A 22,756-nucleotide genomic window follows, 5' to 3' on the forward strand; every position below is an offset into this window, starting at 1 on the left:
TGGGTGGCGACAAATCCACGCGCGGAGGAAAAATCGCCCTAACAGTCTCAGTTTGTGAGCCCGTCCGGGCGGCGGAACCGCAAACACTTCCGCCTGACGGGCTCAGGCGGCAACGCCCATGTTCGGCGGAATGTACTTGTCCTTCATCGTCACCAGCTCTTCGGCGGCGGTCGGGTGGACCGCGCAGGTCGAGTCCCACTGCTGCTTGGTGACGCCCATCTTCACGGCGATGGCGGCCATCTGGATCATCTCGCCGCTGTCGGGGCCGACGATGTGGACCCCGACCACCTTCTGGTCCTTGGGGTTGACCAGCACCTTCATCAGCATCTGCTCCTCGCCGTGATAGAAGGTCACCTTCATCGGCCGGAAGACGGCGCGATAGACATCGACCTCGCCGAAGGCCTGGCGGGCCTCGAACTCGGTCATCCCCACCGTGCCGATCGGCGGCTGCGAGAACACCGCTGTCGCCACCATCTCATGGTCGAAGGTCGTCGGGTTGTCGCGGAACTGGGTCTCGGCGAAGGCGGCGCCCTCGCGGATGGCCACCGGCGTCAGGTTGATCCGGTCGGTGACGTCGCCGACCGCGAAGATGTTGTCGACATTGGTCTTCGACCATTCATCGACGGCGATGGCGCCCTTGTCGTTGAGCTTCACACCGGCCGCGTCCAGGCCCAGATCCTTGACATAGGGCTCGCGGCCGGTGGCGAACATCACCTGCTCGGTGGTCAGCTTCAGGTCGTTGGTCAGGCAGCTGACCAGGCCGCCGGCTGTCTTCTCGATGCTGGTGTGCTGCGTGCCCAGCACCACCCGGATGCCACGCCGCTCCATCTCGCGGGTCAGGTGGATGCGCACATCGTCGTCGAAGCCGCGCAGGATGTTGGGGCCGCGATAGAGCAGCGTGGTCTCGACGCCGAGGCCGGCGAAGATGCCGGCGAACTCCACGGCGATATAGCCGCCGCCAACCACCATGATCGACTTGGGCAGGGTCTCCAGGTGGAAGGCCTCGTCCGAGGTGATGACATGCTCGATGCCCGGCACCTCGGCCGGCACCGTCGGCCGGCCGCCGGTGGCGATCAGGATCTTGTCGGCGGTGACGGTCATGTCCTTGCCGAGGATCTCGACGGTGTGGGCGTCCTTCAGCACGGCGCGGGCGTGGACCAGTTCGGCCCCGGCCTTGGCCAGGTTGGCGACATAGATGCCCGACAGCCGGGCGATCTCGACGTCCTTGGCCTCGATGAACCGCTTCCAGTCGAAGGTCGCCTCGGGAATGGTCCAGCCGAAGCCCTGCGCCACCTTGATCTGGCTCGACACCTCGCTGGCGTAGACCATGAACTTCTTGGGCACGCAGCCGCGGATGACGCAGGTGCCGCCGACCCGCGACTCCTCGGCCACGGCCACCTTGGCCCCGCTCATCGCCGCCAGCCGGGCGGCCCGAACACCGCCGCTGCCGGCGCCGATGACAAACAGATCGTAGTCGTACTTGGCCATGGCGGCACAGGTCTCCGGAAGAACAGTCGGTATATCTAGGTATTCAGGGGTGCAGGCGCACTACGCCGTCGTCGGTCCCGATCAGCGCCTCGTCGGCGAGGTCGAGGAACAGGCCGTGGTCGACCACCCCGGTCACCGATTTCAGCGCCTCGGCCAGGGCCGCCGGCTGGTCGATCCGCCCCGAGGCCATGTCATAGATCAGGTTGCCGCCGTCGGTGATGGTCAGCCCCCGGTCCGAGCGGCGCAGGCGCGGCGGCGGCAGGTCGAACTCGGCGGCGATGTCGGCCAGCCGCTGGCCGGTGTGGACATGCCCGAAGCGCACCACCTCGATCGGCAGCGGGAACTTGCCCAGCGCCTTCACCTGCTTGGCGGCGTCGGCGATGACCACGCAGCGGCGCGACGCCTCCCAGACCAGCTTCTCGCGCAGCAGAGCCGCCCCGCCGCCCTTGATCAGCGACAGCCCCGGCCCGACTTCGTCGGCGCCATCGACGGTCAGGTCGACCCGCTTAACGTCATCCAGCCCGACGATGGCGATGCCCAGCTCCCGCGCCAGGTCGGCCGTGGCGTCGGAGGTCGGCACCCCCTTGATGTCGAGCCCCCGCGCCGCCAGCGCCTTGACGAACCAGGCGGCGGTCGAGCCCGTGCCCAGCCCGACGACCATGCCGGCCTCGACCAGTTCGGCGGCGGCCTCGCCGGCGGCTTGTTTCTGGGAGTCGGCGCTCATGCCTTGCCTCTCACGCGCATCTTCGCCGCCCGGAAGCGCGCCGCCCAGCCGGGTTTCACCTCCTGCGGCGGCCGCGTCAGCGCCAGGGCGTCGTCCTCGACATCGCGGGTGATCACCGAGCCCGAGCCGGTCATCGCCCCCGCGCCGATCGCAACCGGCGCCACCAGGCTGGAGTTGGAACCGATGAAGGCCCCCGCCCCCACGTGGGTGTCGAACTTGTCGAAGCCGTCGTAGTTGCAGAAGATCGTCCCGGCCCCGATGTTGGCCTTCTCGCCGATGGTGCCGTCACCCAGGTAGGCCAGATGGTTGGCCTTGGCGCCGGCCCCGACCTTGACCTTCTTGACCTCGACGAAGTTGCCGATGTGGGCGTTCTCGCCGATGTCGGCGCCGGGCCGCAGGCGGGCATAGGGACCGACGATGGCGCCCGGCCGCACCACGGCCCCTTCGACATGGCTGAAGGCGCGGATGGTCGCGCCGGCTTCAATGACGGCCTTCGGTCCAAACACCACGTTCGGCTCGATCACCGCCCCGCCGGCGATCTGCGTATCCCAGGACAGGAACACCGTCTCCGGCGCCGCCATCGACACGCCCTGGGCCATCAGCTCGGCCCGCCGCCGCTGCTGCCAGAGGTATTCGGCCCGCGCCACGCCCATCTGGTCATCGGCGCCCATGACCGCCGTCTCGCTGACGAAGGCGACGCCGACCCGCGCGCCGTCCGCGTTGGCCACGCCGACGACGCCGGTGATGTAGTACTCGGACTTGACGTTGTCGTTGTCGACCCGGGCCAGCCAGTCGAACAATCGCCCCGCCGGCCCGACCAGCATGCCGCTGTAGCAGGCCCGCACGGCCAACTCCTCCGGCGTCGCGTCCCGCGCCTCGACGATGCGCAGCAGGCGGCCGTCAGCGTCCTGGATCATCCGGCCGTACAGCGCCGGGTCGGCCGGCTCGAAGGCCAGCATGGTCAGCGCGCCCGCGCCGAACAGCGGCTCCAGGTCGGCGGCGGTCAGCAGCGGGCAGTCGGCGTTGGTGACCAGCACTTCGCCCTCGAACCCGGCCAGGGCGTCCCTGGCGCAGAGCACCGCATGGGCCGTGCCCATCGGCGGGTCCTGGATGGCGACGGCGGCCTCGCCCAGCCGCGCCGCCACATGGGCATTCACCGCCGGACTGTGGGTCCCGCAGACCACCACGATCGTCTCGCAGCCAGCGCCCTGCGCCGCATCGATGGCGCGGTCCAGCATGGTGCGGCCGCCCACCTTGTGGAGCACCTTGGGGGTCGGCGATTTCATTCGCGTCCCCTGGCCGGCGGCCATGATCACGGCGGCGCGCTTGCTCATTGAGTCGTCCTGGAAGCCCGTTGCATTGGAGAGCGGTTTAGCCGAAAGCCCGTCGCGATGCATAACCCGAATGACCTGACCGGCTGGACGATCGTCTTCGACCTCGACGGCACCCTGATCGAGACCGCTCCCGACCTGGTCGGCTCCCTGTCGAAACTGCTGATCGAAGAGGGCCTGACGCCACCACCCTACGCCCAACTGCGGACGCTGATCGGGCGCGGCGGCCGCTGGATGGTGCAGCAAGCCCTGGAGAAGGTCGGCGTGCTGCCGACCACGACCCAGCTGGACGGCCTGTTCGAGCGGTGGGTGACGCTCTACCGCGCCGGCATCGCCAACGAGAGCCACCCCTTCCCTGGCGCCCTCGCGGCCCTGGACGCCCTGTCCGCGCGCGGCGCCACCCTGGCGATCTGCACCAACAAGCGCACCGCGCTGTCGGTCGCCCTGTTCGACGCCCTGGGCCTGACCTCGCGATTCGCCGCCATCATCGGCGCCGACCTCGCCCCCGCCCCCAAGCCGGACCCGCGCCACCTGCTGCTGGCCATCGCCGAGGCCGGCGGCGATCCGGCCCGCTCGATCCTGGTCGGCGACACCGAGAGCGACACCTTTGCCGCCCAGGCGGCCGACGTCCCCTGCATCGTCGTCGACTTCGGCTACAGCCAGACGCCGGCCGCCGAACTGGGCGCCGCGGTGGTGATCAGCCACTTCGACCAGCTGGCGGCCACCGTCACCGACCTTGCCGCTTGCACGGCTTCGGCCGGGTCGCTATAGACCCCGCCTTCCTGGCCCAATCTGTTTTGGGGATGCGTAGCTCAGCGGGAGAGCACCTCGTTCACACCGAGGGGGTCACAGGTTCAATCCCTGTCGCATCCACCATTCCCCGTCCCGTTCAAGAGATCACTCCGGCAGGCCGGCCTTGCGCAGGCCGTCGGCGAACAGGCTGGCGTCTTCCGGCCGCCGGAAGGGCAGCCAGACATTGAGGCCGGCCAGCCGCATCGCCGGATTGAACGCCCGCGCCTGCCGTAGCGCGATCTCGGCCTCGTCCACGCGCCCACCAAGCGCATGGCTGGCGGCGACCACGGCGCCGGGCAGGACCAGGGCCGGCGCGTCACGAACCCCTTTCGCCGCCCAGGCCGTCGCCTCATCGAAGCGTCCCGCGATCAGGTGCGCCAGGCCGACCCCGGTCTTCATGCGAAACAGCTCGGAATCGAGCGGGCTCAGCCGCATCGCATGCTCGAAACGCCGGATGGCCTCGTCGGGCTCGCCCCTGAACAGACGCAGATAGCCGCTGAGAAACCAGGCCGTGGCCAGGTTGGGGTCGAGCGCCAGCGCCCGGTCCAGAAAATCGACCCCGGCGTCCAGGTCGCGGTTCAGATGGGCCAGCGCATGACCGCCACGGGCCAGGGCGACGGCGTCGCCCCGTCCCAGATCCACCGCGCGGCGGGCCAGGACTGGCGCTTCTAAGGCCTCCCCCGGGCGATCGTCCATCCAGCCGTTGAGACCCAGGGTGAACAGGCACCAAGCGGCCATGGCGTAGGCGGATGCGTACCCGGGATCGAGCGCGATCGCCTGGCGGAAACAGGCCAGGGCATGGTCCAGGTCTTCCCGGCCGCCGGCATGGAAGCCGGCCATGCCGCGCAGGTAGTGGTCGTAGGCGTCGAGGCTCTCGGTCGGCTTGCGCTTGGAGCGCTCGATCTCGGCGCGCTCCAGCTGCGGTTCGATCGCGCCGACGACGCTGGCCGTGATCTCGTCCTGAAGCTGGAAGATGTCGTCGAGCGCGCCTTCATAGCGCTCGGCCCACAGGTGGCCGCCGGTCGCCGCATCGATCAGCTGTCCGGTGATGCGCACGCGGTTACCCGCCCGGCGCACGCTGCCTTCGAGCACATAGCGGACGCCCAGGTCGCGGCCGACCTGCGTCAGGTCGACGGCGCGGCCCTTGTAGGCGAAGCTGGAATTGCGGGCGATCACGAACAGCCAGCGGATGCGCGACAGGGCGGTGATGATGTCCTCGACCATGCCGTCGGCGAAATAGTCCTGCTCGGTATCGCCGCTCATGTTGGCGAACGGCAGGACGGCGATCGAAGGCTTGTCCGGCAGAGCCAGGGTGGGCGCCGGAGCTGCATCCGCCGGACCCGCCGACGCCTCGGTGACCTCGCCAACGAAGCGGAAGCCCTTGCGGGCCACGGTGCGGATGAATTTCTGGTCCTGGCCGTTGTCGCCGATCGCCGTGCGGGCGGCGTTGATATGGCTGGTGATCGTCGACTCGCTGACGATGCGTCCGCGCCAGACCGCGTCCAGCAGGTCGTCCTTGCTGACGACCCGCGCGCGGTTCTCGATCAAGTAGGCCAGGAGGTCGAAGACCTGCGGGCCGACGGCGATAGCGCCGGTCGGTCGCCTGAGCTCCCGCCGCTCCAGGTCGAGCCGGCAATCTCCAAACAGCCACTGCATCGGCGCTCCCTAGCATGGCCGCGCCAAGCATTTGGACGAATTTTGGACCTTGCTTCAAGGCCGGCGCAAGGACCGTCCCGCGTTCCCGGCGCAACCTCCCGCATCGAAGGCAAACCACTGCGGAGAGTGTTTCGTGAGCACCATTCAGACCCAGGACGGCGCGGAGATCTTCTACAAGGATTGGGGTCCCAGGACCGCGCAACCCATCGTCTTCCACCACGGCTGGCCGCTCTGCGGCGACGACTGGGACACGCAGATGCTCTTCTTCCTGAAGCAGGGCTACCGCGTCATCGCCCATGATCGCCGCGGCCACGGCCGGTCCAGCCAGACCGCCGACGGCCACGACATGGACACCTACGCCGCCGATGTCGCGGCGCTGGTCGCCGCCCTTGACCTGCGGGACGCCATCCACGTCGGCCACTCGACGGGCGGCGGCGAGGCGGCGCGCTATGTGGCGCGCCATGGAGCCGAGCGCACCGCCAAGCTGGTGCTGATCGGGGCGGTGCCGCCGGTCATGGTCAAGTCGGCCTCGAACCCTGACGGCACGCCCATCGAGGTCTTCGACGGGGCCCGCGCCGGCGTCGCGGCCAACCGCGCCGACTTCTATTGGGGCTTCATTGTCCCCTTCTACGGCTTCAACCGCGAGGGCGTCGCCGTGAACGAGCAGCTGCGCCTCAACTGGTGGCGCCAGGCCATGATGGGCGGCGCCTTGCCGCAATACGAGTGCATCAAGGCCTTCTCGGAAACGGATTTCACCGAGGACCTCCGCGCCATCGAAGCGCCCGTCCTCATCCTGCACGGCGACGACGACCAGATCGTGCCGATCGCCGACTCGGCGCTGCTGACCGCGGAACTGGTGAGGCGCGGCACGCTGAAAATCTACCCCGGTCTGCCGCACGGCCTCTGCGCCACCCACCCGGACCGGGTCAACGCCGACCTGCTGGCCTTCTTCCAGGCCTGATCACCCCAAACCGCAAAGGAGACTGACATGAAAATCGTCGTCATCGGAGGCAGTGGCCTCATCGGCTCGAAGCTCGTCGCCCTGCTGCGCGAGCGTGGAAACGAGGTCATCGCCGCCTCGCCGAACTCGGGCGTCAACACCCTCACCGGCGAGGGCCTGGCCGAGGTGCTCAAGGGCGCTGACATCGTGGTCGACGTCGCCAATTCACCGTCGTTCGAGGACCAGGCCGTGATGGACTTCTTCACCACCGCCGGCCGCAACCTGCTGGCGGCGGAAGCGGCGGCGGGCGTGAAGCATCACGTGGCGCTGTCGATCGTCGGCACGCAGCGGGTCACCGACAGCGGCTATCTGCGGGCCAAGGCCGCGCAGGAGACCCTGATCAAGGCCTCGCCCGTCCCCTACTCGATCCTGCAATCGACGCAGTTCTTCGAGTTCGTCGAACGGATCGCCCAGGGCGGCCTGGCCGACAACGTCTATCGCCTGTCGCCGGCGTTGATGCAGCCGATTGTCTCGGACGAGGTCGTCGCGGCCCTGGCCGACGTCACCCTCGGCCCACCGCTGAACGGCACGGTCGAGGTCGGCGGTCCCGAGGCCATTCCGCTGGACGAGCTGGCCCGCGAGGTTCTCGCCGCCCGCCAGGACCCGCGCCAGGTCATCGCCGACGCCCACGCCCGCTATTTCGGCGCCGAGCTGAACGACCAGTCGCTCGTCCCCGGCCCCGGCGCCCGCCTCGGCTCGCTGAAGTTCGCCGACTGGCTGCGCCAATCCATCAGCCCCGACTGACCCCCTCAACCCGCGCGACCGCGCCGGAGACCCGTCATGAAACTCTATTTCGCCCCTATGGCCTGCAGCCTGGCAGACCACATCGCCCTGCTCGAATCCGGGCGGCCCTTCGAAACCGAAGCCGTCGATATCCACAGCAAGCGCACCGCCTCCGGCGGCGACTTCCGCGACATCAGCCCCAAGGGCTATGTGCCGGCGCTGATCCTCGACGACGGCCAGCTGGTCACCGAGAACATCGCCCTGCTGGACTGGATCGCCGATCAGTATCCGGCTCTGCGGCCGCCCGGCGCCCTGGGCCGCACCTGGCTCCTGGAGATGCTGACCTACGTCTCGACCGAGATTCACGGCGCCTACAAGCCGCTGTGGCACGGCGGGACGGAGGCGGAAAAGGCCAAGGCCCGCGAGGCCGTCGCCAGCCGGTTCCAGTTCGTCGCCACGCAGCTGCGCGGAGACTATCTGTTCGGCGACACCCTCAGCGCCGCCGACTGCTACCTCTTCGTCATGCTCCGCTGGGCCGACCGGTTCGACATCGCCATGCCGGAGACCCTGCGCGCCTTGAAGGCCCGCATGGAGCAGCGCCCCTCGGTGCAAGCGGCCCTCGCCCAAGAGGAGCCCGGCAAGCACGCGCCGGATCAGCCTTTCTCCGTAACCCATCCGGAGTACGCGGACGTCGTCGACGGTTGACGCCGATCGGTTGACGAGAGGGAGCTGTGTCAACCGGACGAGACAGGGATGGCGAACGCGGGGTTTTTTCCGGTTTCACCCCGCGGCCAACGAATAGGCAGGCGAGCGTCCCACCTGTGCGGCTTTCTCCCAGCGGCGTGCATGCCCCATGCGCGCCGCTGTCGGCCGCTTCGTCGCAGCGACGCAACGTCACGTTCCCAGGTTCCCGCGCTGGCCTACAATGCGCTTCGGATTGGATCGGGGGACCCAGGGTGCTGCAGTGGTATTGTGTCATTCGTCATCCGGCCGGTCCGACGCCGGTTATCGGCAATGATGAAGCGCGCCACTGGTTTGGCCTGTCGCGGGTGCTGATCGACCGCACCGCCAGGGACAGCCGCACGCTGATCGAGGTCCGCGCCTACCGCGATCGCCGCCAGGCCGAGACCGACGCCATCGCCGGCAGCGCTCAACGCCGCGCCGCCGCGACCGCCTCCCTGGTCGAGGTCACCGCCTGGTTCCCCTTCCGCGCCTGCCTGCGCAGCCTGAAGCCCGCCTTCCGCCGCCCGATCAGGCTGCCGTCGGACCGGCTCGCCGCCTAGCCAACCCGTCGGCCGGGGCGCAGAATAGCCTCTGGCCCATGCGCGTCCTCGACCTGCCCGCAACAGAGATCACCTACGCCATCGGCGACATCCATGGCCGGCTGGACCTGTTGCAGCGCGCCTTCGACTGGATCCGGGCCCACGCCGGGTCGCGAAGCTTCCAGGTCGTCTGCCTGGGCGACTACGTCGATCGCGGACCCGACAGCCGGGGCGTCATCGACTTCCTCAGGCTCAATGCCAGCGGGGCCACGCTGACCTGCCTGAAGGGCAACCATGAGACCATGATGCTGGAAGCCTTCGAGGAGGGTGAGTGGTCCTTCTGGCTGACCAACGGCGGCCACGAGACGATGGTCTCCTATTCGGACACCGTGCCGCCCGAACATCTGGACTGGGCGCGGAACCTGCCGATCTGCGCCCGCGACGCCGACCGGCTCTATGTCCATGCCGGCCTCATGCCGGGGCTCGACCTGAGGGACCAGGACGAGGACGTCTGCCTGTGGATTCGCGGCCGGTTTCTCAATGCCGAGGCCGACGACCTGCCCGGCCACGTCGTCCACGGCCACACGCCCCAGCATGCCGACAAGCCCCAGATGGCTGAGCCCGAGCGCCTGCCCCACCGCACCAACCTCGACACCGGCGCCTGCTGGACCGGCGTGCTCGGCGTTGGGGTGTTCGAGCCCGGCCGTGCGCCGCCGATCACCGTGATCGGCATCCGCTAACCGGCGGAAACATCCGCGCCCGGATGGCGTTGAGCCTGGATGAGCGACCATGGCCCCTCCCCCTTCGTCCTGAAGACCACCGGTTATCTGATCTCCAGCTTCAGCGTCCTGGCGCTCGGCGTCGCTGCCTGGCCGGGCGCCGAGGAAGCGGGCCTGCTGCCCTGGCTGGTGCTGGGCATGGCCGGCTCCGCCGTCGGCATGGCCTGCCGCTGGACCAGCTACCTGCTCGACAAGCAACGCGCCGAGCGGGAGGCTAGAGCCAGCCCCCCTGGAAGCCGGCCCGTTCCAGGCCCCGTCTGACCACCGGCTCCTCGCGCATCAGCCGCCAGATCAGGCCGCTGCGATGGTTCTCGATCATCGCCACGATCGGCCCCTGGTCGATGCCCAGCATGTCGCGGCTGACCCAGCCGGTCAGCGGCTTGACCTCGCCATGGTCGGGCGGCGCGCGGTCGACCGAGGGGTTGAAGGCGTCCTGGAAACCGTGCGGGCCGTAGATGGCCGCCCCATGGTCCTCGATCATCCGCCGCAGGGCCGGCGTCACCGCCTCCGGCGCGAACGGCAGCGAGGCGGCCACCGCCGTCGGGGCCAGGGTGCCGTCGTCGAAATCCCAGGCCCCGCGCGCCCAATAGGCCTTGAACGCCTTGAGGCTGAAGCCGCGCAACCGCTGAAACTGGCCTGGCCCGTCGCAGGCGGTCAGGCCCCAGGCGTCCTCGCCATAGCCGTTCCAGCGGCCGGGATTGTCGCGGGCGTAGGCCTGCTGGGCCAGCACGGCGCGGCGGCTGTTCTCGAAATAGTCGAGCCCGGCCTCGCGCATGAAGCGGTCCTGGACGCCCCGGAAGTCGATCCACAGCTGGCTGTACTGGTGTCCGAACATCGGGCCGAAGGCCAGATGCGGCGCGGGATTGCCGGTCCAGCTCTTCGGGTAGCTGGCGCACCAGGCTTCCCAGGCGCTGGCCGGGACCGGCGAATCCTCCGCCCCCAGCGCCAGCACATAGAGCAGCATCGCCTCGTTGTAGCCGCCCCACTCATGGGAGATGAACCCCGCCTCCGGCCGCCACCCCATGCCGAACCGGCCCGACGGCCGCAGGAGAAAGCCCCAGTCGACCCGGGCCATCAGCCGCCCGGCCCGCTCGCGGATCTCGACCTCGGCCGGAACGGGCCCGTCGAAGTAGCGGGCCGCCGTCAGCGCCCCGGCCAGCATCAGGGCGGTGTCGATGGTCGAGAGCTCGCAGGTCCCGGCCCGCAGGCCCGTCTGCATGTTGAGGAAGTGGTAGAACCAGCCCCGCGTCCCCGACACGCCATCGGCGGCGTCGCCCTGCGGCGCGCTCTCCAGGGTGCGCAGGGCCCGCATCGTCATGTCGGCGGCATTGGCCCTCGGCAGCCAACCCCGCGACGCGCCCACCGTCCAGCAGGTCAGGGCGAAGCCGACGGCGGCGATGGAACAAGCCGAGGGCGTCGGCCAGCGGTCGGCGGTCAGGCCCGAGGTGCGGTCGGTGGCCGCCACCAGCCCGGCGAAGGTGCGGGCCTGGATCTGGGCGATCAGCTCCTCGTCGGTCACCTCAGACGCCCCATCCTTGACGAGAGGGGCCCGCTGGCCCGCCGCCGTAGGCGTCAACGGCCGCGAACAGGCCGGCGACCATGGCCCGCTCGGCTTCGCTCAGCTCGGGGCGCCAGACGTCGAAGATCAGGATGATGCGGTCCTCGCCGCTGTCGTTCCAGGCCTCGTGCTCAATGGTGTCGTCGAACAGCCAGGCCTCGCCTTCCCGCCACTCTCGCGTCTCATTGCCGACCCGAAAGCCGCATTGGCCGGGCACAATCAACGGCAGATGGCCGATCAGGCGGGTGTTGATGAAGCCGTTGTGCGGCGGAATCTTCGCCCCCGCCGCCAGCCGCGAGAACAGGATCGACGGCGTCCGGCCGGCGATGCCGCAAAGGGGCAGCCTCTCCATCGCCGCCATGGTCGCCGGGCAGCGGGCGACGATGTCCGCCACCGGCTCGCCGTCGCGCCACAGGTAGAGGGCGCTCCAGTCGGCGTTGTCGCGCATGCCGTGGCCGTCGTCGAAAGGCCGGTCGGACTGGCTCTTCACATAGGGGCTGAAGGCCGCTCCATCCTTGAGCAGCGCCACGAGCTCCGCGCGGATGGCCGGCGCCGCCGCCTCCAGGCCCTCCAGCCAGGGAAACGGTTCGCGGCCATAGAACTGGATCTGCGGCAGGCCTGGGAAATAGTAGTGCCGCGGCTCCTGCAGATAGACCCGCTTGCGGCCCAGCATCAGCTCGACCGACTCCCGGAAGCGCTCCCCGCCCGGCCCCTCGGCGGCTGGGCCAACGGCGCCCAGCAGATGGCGTTCGTAGTCGGCGGCGTAGGCGTCGCTCATCGCCTGGGCGCGGCGCAGCTCGGCGGCCAGCTCCGGCGGCAGCCGCTCGGCCGGCGGCGACATCCGCAGGGCCTGGCGGCAGAAGGCGGCGGCGGCGCGGGCGTCGCCGGCCTCGGCGAAATGGTCGGCCTTCATCATCAGGCCGCGCAGGTGACGCGGATCGAGCGCCAGCAGCCGGTCCAGCGCCGCCAGCTTGCCCTCGCCGTCGCCCAGCCCCCGGCAAGCCACCGCCAGTCCCAGCCAGACCGGCCCGTCGGCCCGGCCGGTGGCGACGATCTTCTCGAACAGATCGCGTGCCCCGGCGAAGTCGCCCCGGCCCAGGGCCTGGGCGCCGGACTGGGTCAGCAGGCGGGGATCGATGGTCGACGACATGGGCCGATAAAGCGGAGCCACGGCCGTCCGGTCAACGGCCAAGGTTTGACATCGACGTCGGCTGGTCCGACATCCCTCCCATGACGACCGACACCCCTCGCCATATCCACTTCATCGGCATCGCCGGGGCCGGCATGAGCGCCGCCGCCCTGATGATGCGCGACGCCGGCCATGTCATCGGCGGCTCCGACGAGGAAGCCTTCCCGCCGATCAGCACCTATCTCGAGACCATGGGCATCCCCTTCCGCCGCACGCTCTCGGCCGACAACATCGGGCCGGAGATCGATCTGGTCGTACTGGGCGGCAGCGCCAAGCTGGCCGGCCAGGGCAATCCCGAGTTCGTCGAGACCCGCCGACGCGAGATCGAGATGACCGGCTTCCCGCAGCTGGTCGCGCAGCAGACCCAGGACCGCGACGTCACCCTGGTGGCTGGCAGCTTCGGCAAGTCCAGCTGCACCGCCCTCCTCGCCCACATCCTGCGCGAGGCCGGCAAGGACCCGGGCTACATGATCGGCGCCATCCCGGCCGGCGGCGGCCCGACCGGGGCCTGGGGCACGGGCCCGATGATCATCGAGGGCGACGAATACATCGTCAGCCAGTCCGACCGCCGCTCGAAGTTCATGCTCTACGACGTCGACCACCTGCTGCTGACCTCGCTGGTGCACGACCACCTCAACGTCTTCCCGACCTATCCGGAGTACGAGGCGCCGTTCCGCGCCCTGCTCGCCCGCCTGGACGCCGGCGCCACCCTGGTCCTGCGCGACAGTCCCGCCCTGCGCGCCATCGTCGGCGAAAGCAAAGCTGCGCCGGTCTGGTACGGCACCGCGCCCGGCGAGGGCTGGTACTGCCAGGACGTCACCTTCGGCGAGACCTCGCGCTTCACCCTGGTCTCGCCGGCGGGGCGCCGTCTGGCGCTGGAGACCCAGCTTCTGGGCGCTCACAACATCGAGAACGTGGTCGGCGTCGCCGCCTTCCTGCTGACCCGCGAGCTGGTCACCGAAAGCGAGCTGCAGTCCGCCGTCGCCTCCTTCCTCGGCATCCGCCGCCGGCTCGACCGCCTGACCACTGTCTCCAAGGTCCCGGTCATCGAAGGCTTCGGCTCCTCCTACGAGAAGGCCCGCTCGGCCATCGAGGCCATGCTGCTGCACTATCCCGGCCGGCCGCTGGTGGTGATCTTCGAACCGCATACCTTCAGCTGGCGCAACGCCGAGGGCCTGGCCTGGTACGACACCGTCTTCGACGACGTCACCCGTGTCATCGTCATCCCGCCCCCGACCCACGGCGCCGGCACCCACGAACAGCTGACCCACGCCCAGATACTGGCCCGCATCAACGCCGCCGGGGTTGCCGCCGTCGGGGCGACGACGCCCAGCGAATGCGAGGCGGCGCTTTCAGAGCTGACTGGCGAGGAGGTGGTGTTGCTGCTGTCCTCCGGGCCGCTACTCGGACTTCCCGCCAGCCTGCCAGCGCTATTGGACGGGCGGTTTGGCTGACAAGGGCGGCGTGACCGGGCAGGCGTTGTCGGGCTCGACCGTCAGCACCAGCCCGTTCACCACCATCTCCCGCCAGGGGCTCGACCGGGTTTCAACCTGGCCGCCCCGGAGAGCCGCCCAGACTCCCTTGTCATCTTTGCAGTAGGGCGCCTCGACGTCGCCGCGCTTCTGCCAGCCCTTGGCCGGGTCGAATTCCAGCACATCAACCCGACGGCCATAGTATCGGATCAGAGCCTCGTCCCGGCCATCGCCGTTGATATCGTACAGGAAGAGCTCGCAAGGTTCGTTGTCCCTGGCACAGCCGGCGTCGACCAGTTCGAACCATTTCGGCTTGAGGGTCTCGGGCATGATCTTGCCGGCCGGCCAGACCTTGATGTCGGCCAGCGGCTGCTGGTTCTCCGGCTGGACCACTTTGGGCGTGCCTTTGAACTTCTGGACCTGCACGGCCCGGGCGAACCGGCCGATGTCGCCGGGGTCCTTGGCAAGCTTGGCCATCGCCTTCTCGCCGAACCGCCCGGCTGAGAACTTCAGATACTCGAAGTCGAAGTCCGCCGGCTTGACCTTGCCCGCCTGCAGCCGCGCCACCTGGCTGTCGACCGACAGCCGCACCGGATCGGCCAGCGGCGTCAGCAGGGCCAGCAGCACCGCCAGACCGACGAAGCTGGTCGCCACATTGGTCGGCTCCAGCCGGCGCATGACCGGGCCGGGCATGACGGCGGCCAACGCATAACCCACCGCATAACAGGCGCCGACCACCACGAAGGCGACGGCGATGATCCGCTCGATGGTCAGGCCGTACTGGCCGATCCGCAGCCACAGGGCGTAGGCCGCCAGCACCGTCAGCGGCAGCAGCAGCACACTCGCCAGCCGCATGGCCCAGCGTAGCGCCGCCGGTAGCGGCTTTTCGCGTCCGCCGTCCTGGTAGGCGGCATTGATCAGCAGGATCAGGCTGGCCCCAGCCCCGATCAGGATCATCGAGGCGTTGCCGGTGTTCCACAGGGGTTTGAGGCCCGTGAACGGCAGGGCCAGCAGGAAGGCCAGCGTCAGCCCGGCCAACAGCGGCAGCAACCAGCCCAGCAGGGTCAGGGCCACCGTCCGCACCCCCTGGATCAGGCCAACCCGCACATCGGTCAGATGCACGGCCGCCGCAAAGGCCAAGGCGGTTGCGGGAATGGCGAACCAGCGCTCGCCGATGATCTCGGAGACCAGCTTGACGCCGATCATGCTGAACAGCGCCGCCCCCAGCTGCAGCACGCCCCAGAAGATGCCGGTGAAGGCCCCGGCCAGGGCCAGCTGCACGCCATGCTTCCAGGCGACGTCGAAATAGGTCGGATAGCTGGCGATCCGGCCGCGATCCCGCGCCGCCGCCACGATCAGGCTATGGGCGACGAACAGGCCGACCAGGACCGCCAGCATGACCAGCGGCGAGGGAATCGTCTCGAATCCCTTGAGCCCGCGATAGCCCTCGACCCAGCCGATGGCGGCGATGACCAGGGCGGCGGCAGTCGCCCAGACGATCAGGGCGTTGCGCTTCAGCGCGCCCAGGCCGCTGAGCACCACCGGCCCGACGCCCAGCGCCATGACCAGCAGGGCGATGAACAGCGGCCGGTCGGTCGCCGGCCAGATCTTCTGCTCGGCCGCCTCCGACAGCCCGAACAGCGCCCCACCCTGCACCAGCCCAACCGCCAGCCGCGTCAGCAGCAGCCGGCGGCCGGCCGCGGCGTCATGCTCGCCATCCATGCTCATTTTCGCGTATCCCCTGTGTCCCGCGAGCCTCTCCCGGCGCTCGCCTACGAGCAAGTGCGCATTCCGTGCAGACCCTTTGGCGCGAAAGCCTTTGCGGCGAGCCCGGCGCATGGCACTTTCCGGCGCCCTAGGGAAAACCGCTAAACCGTCCATGCCCAACCCCGCCGAATTCACGATGCAGCAGGGTGAGCATGGGTCGACGGCCGTGCTGACCGGCGACTGGATCGCCGAGGCGCTCGACGACGCCGGCCTGCGGCTGGCCGAGACCCTGGCGCATTCGAAAGCCGTCTCCCTGGACATGATGCGGATCGGCCGCTGCGACACGGCTGGCGCCTACGCCATCATCCGCGCCGCCGACGGCCGCGAGAGCGCCGGCAAGCTGCTGGCCCGGCCCGAGACCGAACGCCTGCTGCACCTGGTCGGCGAGGCGGTTCAGGCCGAACCCAGCCCGCCCCGCCAGCACCGCGGCTTCTACGACCTGCTGGTCCGCATCGGACGTGGCGTGGTCAACATCGGCCGCGACCTCTACGAGACCCTGGTCTTCCTCGGCCACCTGCTGACCTCGGCCGGGCGGGCCATCACCAACCCCCGCAAGTTCCGCGTCGCGCCGTTCGTCTCGCTATGCGAGCGGGCCGGCCTCGACGCCATTCCGATCGTCGCCACCACCACCTTCTTCATCGGCGCCGTCGTCGCCCTGCTCGGCATCAACACCCTGCGGGCCTTCGCCGCCGAGGTGCTGGTCGTCGAGGCCACCGGCATCTCGGTGCTGCGCGAGTTCGGCATCGTCATCACCGCCGTGCTGCTGGCCGGCCGCTCGGCCTCGTCCTTCGCCGCCGAGATCGGCTCGATGAAGATGAACCAGGAGATCGACGCCATGCGGGTGATGGGGGTCGACCCGTTCGACGCCCTGGTCCTGCCGCGCTTTCTGGCCCTGCTGGTGACCATGCCGCTGTTGACCTTCGTCGCCGACCTGGCCGGGCTGGTCGGCGGGCTGGCCGTCACCTGGGGGCTGCTGGACCTGTCGCCGACCTTCTTCTGGCAGCGGATCGTCGACAACGTCGGGGCCACCCATTTCTGGGTCGGGGTCTCCAAGGCCCCGGTCATGGCCATCGTCATCGCCGGCATCGGCTGTCGCCAGGGCATGGAGGTCGAGGGCGACGTCGAGAGCCTTGGCCGCCGGGTCACCTCGGCGGTGGTCCAGGCCATCTTCGCCATCATCCTGCTCGATGCCCTGTTCGCGCTCCTCTACATGGAGCTGAACATATGAGCGACCAGACCACCACCGACGCCAACGACGCCTCCCTGGTCGAAGACGGCCTCGACGCCGGCGCGCCGCCGATCGAGGTGCGCGGCCTCTATTCGGCCTTCGGCGACAACGTCGTGCACGAGGACCTCGACCTCATCGTCAAGAAGGGCGAGGTGCTGGGCGTCGTCGGCGGCTCGGGCACCGGCAAGTCGGTGCTGCTCAACACCATCATCGGGCTGAAGGAGCCGGACGGCGGCGCGGTCCGCATCTTCGGCCAGGACATCCAGCACGCCAGCCGCCGCAAATGGTCGGCCATCGAGCGCCGCTGGGGCGTGCTGTTCCAGCAGGGCGCCCTGTTCTCCTCGCTGACGGTGAAGGAGAACGTCGCCGCCCCGCTGCATGAGCACACCGACCTGTCCCGCTCGGAGATCGACGAGCTGGCCGAGCTGAAGATCGCCCTGGTCGGCCTGCCGCCGCGGGCCGGCGCCCTCAAGCCGTCCGAGCTGTCCGGCGGCATGCGCAAGCGGGCGGGCCTGGCCCGCGCCCTGGCCTTCGATCCGGAGCTGTTGTTCCTCGACGAACCGACCGCCGGCCTCGATCCGATCGGCGCCGCCGCCTTCGACGACCTGATCAAGGACCTCACCCACAGCCTGGGGCTGACGGTGTTCATGATCACCCACGACCTGGACAGCCTCTACACGATCACCGACCGCGTCGCCGTGCTGGCCGACAAGAAGGTCGTGGCCGTTGAACCGGTCCATACACTTGAGCATTCCGAACACCCCTGGATTAGGGAATACTTCCTGGGTCCACGCGGGCGCGCCGCGCAGGCGGCCCGGCAGGGGGGCACGAGGGTCTGATGGAAAGAAACGCCAACTACGCTCTGGTGGGCGCGGCCTCGCTGCTGCTGTTCATCGCGGCGATCGTCTTCGTCTTCTGGCTGGCCCGCCTGGGGTTCAACAAGAACTTCGACGAGTACGATGTGCTGTTCGTCGGCCCCGTGCGCGGCCTGACCGAGGGCGGCGAGGTGCATTTCAACGGCATCAAGGTCGGCGACGTCTCCCGCATCGCGCTCGACAAGCGCGACCCCAACCGCGTCATCGCCCGGGTCAAGGTGACCAGCGACGTGCCGATCCGCGAGGACAGCTACGCCACCCTGGAGCCGCAGGGCATCACCGGCATCAACTACATCCAGATCACCGCCGGCGACCCGGCCAAGCGCCTGTTGAAGGACACCGTCTCGCCCGGCGAGGTGCCGGTCATCCGCACCCAGCGCAGCGCCCTTTCCGACCTGCTGGCCGGCGGCGGCACCGTGCTGACCCGCACCATCGAGGCCCTGGACCGCATCAACCGCGTGCTCGGCGATGAGAACATCAAGACCTTCGGCGCCGCCCTCGACGACCTGCAGGCGGTCACCGCCGAGGCCCGCGAGCAGAAGGAAATCCTCGCCGACGCCCGCCGCGCCCTGGCCACCTTCGAGGAGACGGCCAAGGCCTATACCGCCCTGGCCAAGGACGGCCAGACCTTCATCAACGGCGACGCCAAGCAGTCGATGGCCAACATCGACGAGGCCGCCAAGAAGGTCGACAAGGCCGCCGCCGACGTCTCGGCCGTGCTGCAGAAGCTGGACGGGCCGGTGAACGACTTCGCCACCGAGGGCCTGCCGCAGCTGACCAACGCCATCACCACCCTGCAGGGGGCCGCCGAGTCCCTCGACCGGCTGGTGACGGAAGCCGAGAAGAGCCCGCAGAACCTGGTCGGCAAGCCGCCCGCCGAGAAGAAAAAGGTGAAGCCGTGAGGATCAACCTGCTCCGCGCAACAGCCGTCGCGGCCGTCGCCGTGGCCCTGTCGGGCTGCATCACCCTGTTCCCGGAGGCCGAGCCGGCCAAGCTCTACCGGTTCGAGATCAGCGCCCCGTCGGAGGTCTCCGCCAAGACCTTCGACGTGACGCGGGGCCCGATCGCCTTTGACCGCGCCGCCGCCAGCGACGGCATCGTCACCGTCACCAACGGGGCCATCGCCTACATCGACAGCGCCCGCTGGGTGGCGCCGGCCCAGCAGATCTTCGAGGAAGAACTGGTCCGCGCCTTCCAGGCCGGTCCCGCCCGGCTGATCGGCCGTGGCGAGATGGGCCAGAGCGACTGGCTGATGCGCCTCGACGTCCAGCGCTTCGAGGCCGACTACCGCAACGGGCCGGAGGGCGCGCCGGTGGTGCTGGTCGAGATCAAGGTCGCCCTGACCCGCAACGTCCGCGGCGGCCAGACCTATGAAACGGTGCTGAAGAGCGAGGTCCAGGCCAGCGAAAACCGCGTCAGCGCGATTGTGCCGGCCTTCAACCAGGCGGTGACGAAGACGCTCACCGACCTCAACACCTGGGTGGTGATGACGGGCGGCGGGCGCTGACGGAAACAGGGACACATTGAATTTGCGAGCAAATTCAATGTGTCCCTTCTTGCTCACGCCAGATCAAACAACCCCGTCAGGTACGGATTAAGCATCCGTCCCTTCGGATCCAGCTCCCGCCGCACCGCCAGGAAATCCTTCCAGCGCGGATACAGCGCCGCCAGCCGTTGGCCCTTCAGGCTATGCAGCTTGCCCCAGTGCGGCCGGCCACCGGCCCGCTGGAAGATCGGCTCGATCAGTTCGAAGAAGAAGGCGTAGTCGTCCTTGTACCAGGCATGGACGGCGACCGAGCCGCGCGGGCCGCTGCTGAACGGCGACAGCCAGGCGTCGTCGGCGGCGATGCGGCGCGCCTCGATGGGGAAGAAGACGTCGCGGCGCTCCTTCTCGATGACTGCCTGCACCTCTTTCAGCGCCGCCAGCTGGGTCTCCGGCGGCAAGTGGTACTCCATCTCGTTGAAGCGCACCGGCCGCTCGGTCGACAGCAGCTTCCAGCCCTCGTCGATCGCCGTTTCGGGCTTTGTGCCGCCCAACAGCAGGCCGGCCACGGATTTGCGCACCCCGTTCGACCAGCCGAAGGTGTTGCGCAGCATCTTCAGCGCCTCGAGGAAGGCGTCGTCCTGGCTGGGCGGCGGGGCCAACGCAGGCTCGTCGGTCTCGTCATGGGTGACGTTGGCGGCCAGGCCCGTGAACGGGATGGCGAAGAACTCGTAGTTGCGATGCGCCTTCCAGCGTTCCTCCGCCTTGCCCAGCGTCTCCTCGAACGGCTCCAGCCAGACCCGGCGGCGCAGGCGGCGGTTGGGGCCGGTGCGCAGCTTGGCCTGGGTGATGATCCCCAGCGCCCCCAGCGACACCCGGGCGGCGTCGAACACCTCCGGCCGCCTCCTCGCGTCGCACTCGACCGTCTCGCCGTCGGCGGTGACCAGGGTCAGGCCGGTGACGTCGCCATGGATGGCCGGCAGGCTGATCCCCGTGCCGTGCGTCGCGGTCGAGATCGCCCCGGCCACCGACTGCTTGTTGATGTCCGGCAGGTTGGCCATCGCCCGGCCCCTGGCGGCCAGCGCCGGGCCGAGCGCGCCCAGCCGCGTCCCCGCCTTCACGACCGCCGTATCGCCCTCCCAGCCAACCACCCCGGCCAGGGCGTCGAGCGACACCAGCGTGCCGTTGGTCGCCGCCAGGGCGGTGAAGCTGTGCCCCGCCCCGACCGCCCGGATCGGCCCCTCGGCGGCTTTCAGCCCCACCGCCAGCTCGACCTCGTCCTTGGGGGCCAGCCGCTGGGCCGGATAGGCGTTCTGGATGCCCGACCAGTTGCGCCACAGCATCCGCCCCTGCGGGTTGACGGCGTCCGGCGACGGCGGCTCTGGCTTGTCGCGGTTGGCGACGACCGCCGCCCCGCCGGCAGCCAGCACCGCGCCGCCGACCCCGGCCGCGCCGATCACGATCGCCTTGCGCCGCGTGACCATCACCTGGCTCCGGACATGAACTGGATCAGCGCCTCATAGTCCGCCGCCGTACAGCCGGCGCACTGCCCGCCGGCCGGCATCGCCTTGAAGCCCTGCACCGTGTGGCCCACCAGGGTCGGCATCCCCTGCTTCATCCGCGGCGCCCAGGCGGCGGCGTCGCCGGTCAGCGGCGCGCTGGAGGCCTTGATGGTGTGGCAGGTCTTGCAGGAGGTCTCATACAGCGCCGCCAGCCTGGCGTCGGACGGAACCAGCGCCGCCGACTGCTCCGGCGTGACCGGCTTGGCCTCTGGGGAACAGGCGCACAGGGCGAGGCCGGCGGTGGCGATAGCGAGAAGTCTGATCATGCCGTCCCCTTGGGCGTGTGAGTCCACCCTTGAGCGATGGTGACACCAGCGTCGGCGGTTTTGGCAAGTGTTCCGCTAGGAGCCAGGACTATCGCGGATGCCGACAGCTGGCCAAGGCTCGGTCAGCCGCCGTGAGTGTCCCTTCTCCCGCGAGGGGAGAAGGGAGCCCAGAGGCGAACTCACAAACATCCCGGCGCGGTCATATGCGATAGCCCTGCCTCCAGGGGGAAGGGAGCGAAGGGGGGCGGCGACAGATTAAAAGCTCGCTTACTCAAAGACTTAGGCAATATGTCTAGACATATTCACCACCTCTTCGCCCCATCAGAGGCCCTCCACCGCCGCAGCGGCAGGAAGCGTTGGTCACCGTGGCGCGCTTTCGACCAACAAACCCCGCACGTCGACCAACACACCGACCAACGCCCCGGACCACATCCACACACCCCGAACCCACGCAAAAGCCAACAGGCCATGGGATTCAGCCCGTTTTTTCACAGCCCCCGGCAGACGTCGGGTTTTTCCGTTGGTCGGCGCCCCGCAGTATAATGGCTTGCCGCTTCGATAGCCGGATCGGCGAGCCACAAGGAGCGACGGTTGCCCCTAGGCGATCCCGCGCAGCCGCTTGGCCGCCGTCAGGGTGTTCTGCAGCAGGCAGGCGATGGTCATCGGCCCCACCCCGCCTGGCACCGGCGTGATCCAGCCGGCCACCTTGACCGCCTCGTCGAAGGCCACGTCGCCGACCAGCCGCGTCTTGCCCTGCGCCGCCTTCTCCGGGTCGCGCGACGGCAGGCGGTTGATGCCGACATCGATCACCGCCGCCCCCGGCTTGATCCAGTCGCCGCGCACCATCTCCGTACGCCCGACAGCGGCGACCAGGATATCGGCCTCGCGGCAGACCGCGGCCAGATCGACGGTGCGGCTGTGGGCGATGGTCACCGTGCAGTCGGCGGCCAGCAGAAGCTGCGCCATCGGCTTGCCCATCAGGTTGGAGCGCCCGATGACCACCGCCCGCTTGCCCTTCAGGTCGCCCAGGGCGTCCTTGAGCAGCATCATGCAGCCGACCGGCGTGCAGGCCGTCAGCGCCGGCAGGCCGCTGGCCAGCCGGCCGGCGTTGGTCACGGTCAGCCCGTCGACGTCCTTGTCCGGCGATATCCGCGCCACGATGCGGTCCTGGCTCAGATGCGCCGGCACGGGGAACTGCACCAGGATGCCGTGGATGGCCGGGTCGCTGTTCAGCTGGTCGATCAGCCCGAACAGCTCGGCCTCGGTGACATCGGCCGCCAGCCGGTGGGTCTCCGAATACATGCCGGCGGCTGTCGTCTGCTCGCCCTTGTTGCGCACATAGACCTGGCTGGCCGGATCCTCGCCGACCAGCACCACCGCCAGCCCGGGCGTCAGGCCGTGGCTTTCCTTGAGCGCCGCCACCTCGACCGCCACCCGTTCGCGCACCCCGGCGCCGAAGGCCTTGCCGTCGATGATGGTCGCTTCGCTCATGGGGGTCTCCGCCGGTTGGCGCGGACCTACCCCCTGGCCCGCCCGCTGGCAACGGCTGGTGCGACCTTGCGTTACGCTGGACAGCGCGGCCGCAAACCCTCATCTTCACG

The 22,756-nt window shown here is 69.3% G+C and carries 22 protein-coding genes and 1 tRNA gene; 13 read left to right on the forward strand and 10 right to left on the reverse strand.

Annotated elements, in window-relative coordinates; genetic code table 11:
* Nucleotides 1–102: 102 nt before the first annotated feature.
* From gor to glmU, 3 genes are read right to left on the reverse strand one after another with little or no spacing between them, the layout of a single operon-like run.
* Nucleotides 103–1,488: a glutathione-disulfide reductase gene (gene gor / locus AC1RSK_RS06750; protein WP_492906723.1), complete on the reverse strand. Its 1,386-nt coding sequence runs from the start codon at nucleotides 1,486–1,488 to the stop codon at nucleotides 103–105.
* Between the two features lie 43 nt (nucleotides 1,489–1,531).
* Nucleotides 1,532–2,212: a ribose-5-phosphate isomerase RpiA gene (rpiA, locus tag AC1RSK_RS06755; protein WP_492906724.1), complete on the reverse strand. Its 681-nt coding sequence runs from the start codon at nucleotides 2,210–2,212 to the stop codon at nucleotides 1,532–1,534.
* Nucleotides 2,209–3,546 (reverse strand): bifunctional UDP-N-acetylglucosamine diphosphorylase/glucosamine-1-phosphate N-acetyltransferase GlmU, encoded by a 1,338-nt coding sequence (glmU, locus tag AC1RSK_RS06760; protein WP_492906725.1) that lies wholly within the window; start codon nucleotides 3,544–3,546, stop codon nucleotides 2,209–2,211. The genes rpiA and glmU overlap by 4 nt, the downstream gene beginning before the upstream one ends.
* Nucleotides 3,547–3,603: 57 nt before the next feature.
* On the opposite strand from glmU, the gene AC1RSK_RS06765 reads away from it, so the two are divergent.
* A complete protein-coding gene (locus tag AC1RSK_RS06765) occupies nucleotides 3,604–4,314 on the forward strand; it encodes an HAD hydrolase-like protein (protein WP_492906727.1) in 711 nt (236 codons plus the stop codon).
* Between the two features lie 30 nt (nucleotides 4,315–4,344).
* Nucleotides 4,345–4,419: transfer RNA gene (locus AC1RSK_RS06770), tRNA-Val, on the forward strand.
* A 21-nt stretch (nucleotides 4,420–4,440) separates the two neighbouring features.
* Here AC1RSK_RS06770 and AC1RSK_RS06775 read toward each other — a convergent pair.
* The gene (locus AC1RSK_RS06775; protein ID WP_492906728.1) at nucleotides 4,441–5,991 is read right to left on the reverse strand and encodes a winged helix-turn-helix domain-containing tetratricopeptide repeat protein; all 1,551 of its coding nucleotides are present in this window, start codon (nucleotides 5,989–5,991) and stop codon (nucleotides 4,441–4,443) included.
* Nucleotides 5,992–6,124: 133 nt separating this feature from the next.
* Here AC1RSK_RS06775 and AC1RSK_RS06780 point away from each other — a divergent pair, with 133 nt between their 5' ends.
* From AC1RSK_RS06780 to AC1RSK_RS06805, 6 genes are all read left to right on the forward strand, one after another.
* Nucleotides 6,125–6,952: an alpha/beta fold hydrolase gene (locus AC1RSK_RS06780; RefSeq protein WP_492906730.1), complete on the forward strand. Its 828-nt coding sequence runs from the start codon at nucleotides 6,125–6,127 to the stop codon at nucleotides 6,950–6,952.
* Nucleotides 6,953–6,979: 27 nt separating this feature from the next.
* Nucleotides 6,980–7,735, forward strand: a complete 756-nt coding sequence (locus AC1RSK_RS06785) for an SDR family oxidoreductase (protein ID WP_492906732.1) — start codon at nucleotides 6,980–6,982, stop codon at nucleotides 7,733–7,735.
* Nucleotides 7,736–7,771: 36 nt separating this feature from the next.
* Nucleotides 7,772–8,419, forward strand: coding sequence for a glutathione binding-like protein (locus AC1RSK_RS06790; RefSeq protein ID WP_492906733.1), 648 nt, complete (start codon nucleotides 7,772–7,774; stop codon nucleotides 8,417–8,419).
* 251 nt (nucleotides 8,420–8,670) lie between these two features.
* A complete protein-coding gene (locus AC1RSK_RS06795) occupies nucleotides 8,671–8,997 on the forward strand; it encodes a hypothetical protein (protein WP_492906734.1) in 327 nt (108 codons plus the stop codon).
* A gap of 38 nt (nucleotides 8,998–9,035) precedes the next feature.
* Nucleotides 9,036–9,716: a metallophosphoesterase family protein gene (locus AC1RSK_RS06800; protein WP_492906736.1), complete on the forward strand. Its 681-nt coding sequence runs from the start codon at nucleotides 9,036–9,038 to the stop codon at nucleotides 9,714–9,716.
* A 39-nt stretch (nucleotides 9,717–9,755) separates the two neighbouring features.
* Nucleotides 9,756–10,016 (forward strand): hypothetical protein, encoded by a 261-nt coding sequence (locus AC1RSK_RS06805; RefSeq protein WP_492906737.1) that lies wholly within the window; start codon nucleotides 9,756–9,758, stop codon nucleotides 10,014–10,016.
* Here the strand turns inward: AC1RSK_RS06805 and AC1RSK_RS06810 are convergent.
* Nucleotides 9,970–11,274, reverse strand: a complete 1,305-nt coding sequence (locus AC1RSK_RS06810) for a glucoamylase family protein (RefSeq protein WP_492906739.1) — start codon at nucleotides 11,272–11,274, stop codon at nucleotides 9,970–9,972. The two genes, AC1RSK_RS06805 and AC1RSK_RS06810, sit on opposite strands and share 47 nt — an antisense overlap.
* Nucleotide 11,275: 1 nt before the next feature.
* On the reverse strand, nucleotides 11,276–12,463 hold the full coding sequence (locus AC1RSK_RS06815; RefSeq protein WP_492906740.1) for an aspartyl/asparaginyl beta-hydroxylase domain-containing protein: 1,188 nt from the start codon (nucleotides 12,461–12,463) through the stop codon (nucleotides 11,276–11,278).
* Nucleotides 12,464–12,543: 80 nt separating this feature from the next.
* Here AC1RSK_RS06815 and AC1RSK_RS06820 point away from each other — a divergent pair, with 80 nt between their 5' ends.
* Nucleotides 12,544–13,956, forward strand: coding sequence for a Mur ligase family protein (locus AC1RSK_RS06820; protein WP_492906742.1), 1,413 nt, complete (start codon nucleotides 12,544–12,546; stop codon nucleotides 13,954–13,956).
* Here AC1RSK_RS06820 and AC1RSK_RS06825 read toward each other — a convergent pair.
* A complete protein-coding gene (locus tag AC1RSK_RS06825; RefSeq protein ID WP_492906743.1) occupies nucleotides 13,933–15,702 on the reverse strand; it encodes a DUF4153 domain-containing protein in 1,770 nt (589 codons plus the stop codon). The two genes, AC1RSK_RS06820 and AC1RSK_RS06825, sit on opposite strands and share 24 nt — an antisense overlap.
* A 151-nt stretch (nucleotides 15,703–15,853) precedes the next feature.
* On the opposite strand from AC1RSK_RS06825, the gene AC1RSK_RS06830 reads away from it, so the two are divergent.
* Genes AC1RSK_RS06830 through AC1RSK_RS06845 form a run of 4 tightly spaced genes read left to right on the forward strand, consistent with a single transcriptional unit; the run spans nucleotide 15,854 to nucleotide 19,351 of the window.
* Complete coding sequence (locus tag AC1RSK_RS06830; RefSeq protein WP_492906744.1) at nucleotides 15,854–16,969, forward strand: MlaE family ABC transporter permease; 1,116 nt, start codon at nucleotides 15,854–15,856, stop codon at nucleotides 16,967–16,969.
* Entirely contained in the window at nucleotides 16,966–17,808 is an 843-nt protein-coding gene (locus tag AC1RSK_RS06835) for an ABC transporter ATP-binding protein (protein ID WP_492906746.1), read from the forward strand. Before AC1RSK_RS06830 ends, AC1RSK_RS06835 begins: the two co-directional genes overlap by 4 nt.
* Nucleotides 17,808–18,746, forward strand: coding sequence for an MlaD family protein (locus AC1RSK_RS06840; RefSeq protein ID WP_492906748.1), 939 nt, complete (start codon nucleotides 17,808–17,810; stop codon nucleotides 18,744–18,746). The genes AC1RSK_RS06835 and AC1RSK_RS06840 overlap by 1 nt, the downstream gene beginning before the upstream one ends.
* On the forward strand, nucleotides 18,743–19,351 hold the full coding sequence (locus tag AC1RSK_RS06845) for an ABC-type transport auxiliary lipoprotein family protein (protein WP_492906750.1): 609 nt from the start codon (nucleotides 18,743–18,745) through the stop codon (nucleotides 19,349–19,351). Before AC1RSK_RS06840 ends, AC1RSK_RS06845 begins: the two co-directional genes overlap by 4 nt.
* A 53-nt stretch (nucleotides 19,352–19,404) precedes the next feature.
* Here AC1RSK_RS06845 and AC1RSK_RS06850 read toward each other — a convergent pair whose 3' ends face one another.
* The 3 genes from AC1RSK_RS06850 to folD form a co-directional block, all read right to left on the reverse strand.
* Nucleotides 19,405–20,811: a D-arabinono-1,4-lactone oxidase gene (locus AC1RSK_RS06850; protein WP_492906751.1), complete on the reverse strand. Its 1,407-nt coding sequence runs from the start codon at nucleotides 20,809–20,811 to the stop codon at nucleotides 19,405–19,407.
* Nucleotides 20,811–21,155: a c-type cytochrome gene (locus AC1RSK_RS06855; protein ID WP_492906752.1), complete on the reverse strand. Its 345-nt coding sequence runs from the start codon at nucleotides 21,153–21,155 to the stop codon at nucleotides 20,811–20,813. Before AC1RSK_RS06855 ends, AC1RSK_RS06850 begins: the two co-directional genes overlap by 1 nt.
* A 597-nt stretch (nucleotides 21,156–21,752) precedes the next feature.
* Nucleotides 21,753–22,646, reverse strand: a complete 894-nt coding sequence (gene folD, locus AC1RSK_RS06860) for a bifunctional methylenetetrahydrofolate dehydrogenase/methenyltetrahydrofolate cyclohydrolase FolD (protein WP_492906753.1) — start codon at nucleotides 22,644–22,646, stop codon at nucleotides 21,753–21,755.
* Nucleotides 22,647–22,756 lie beyond the last annotated feature (110 nt).

The sequence above is a fragment of the Caulobacter sp. GW821-FHT11A05 genome (genome assembly GCF_058809015.1).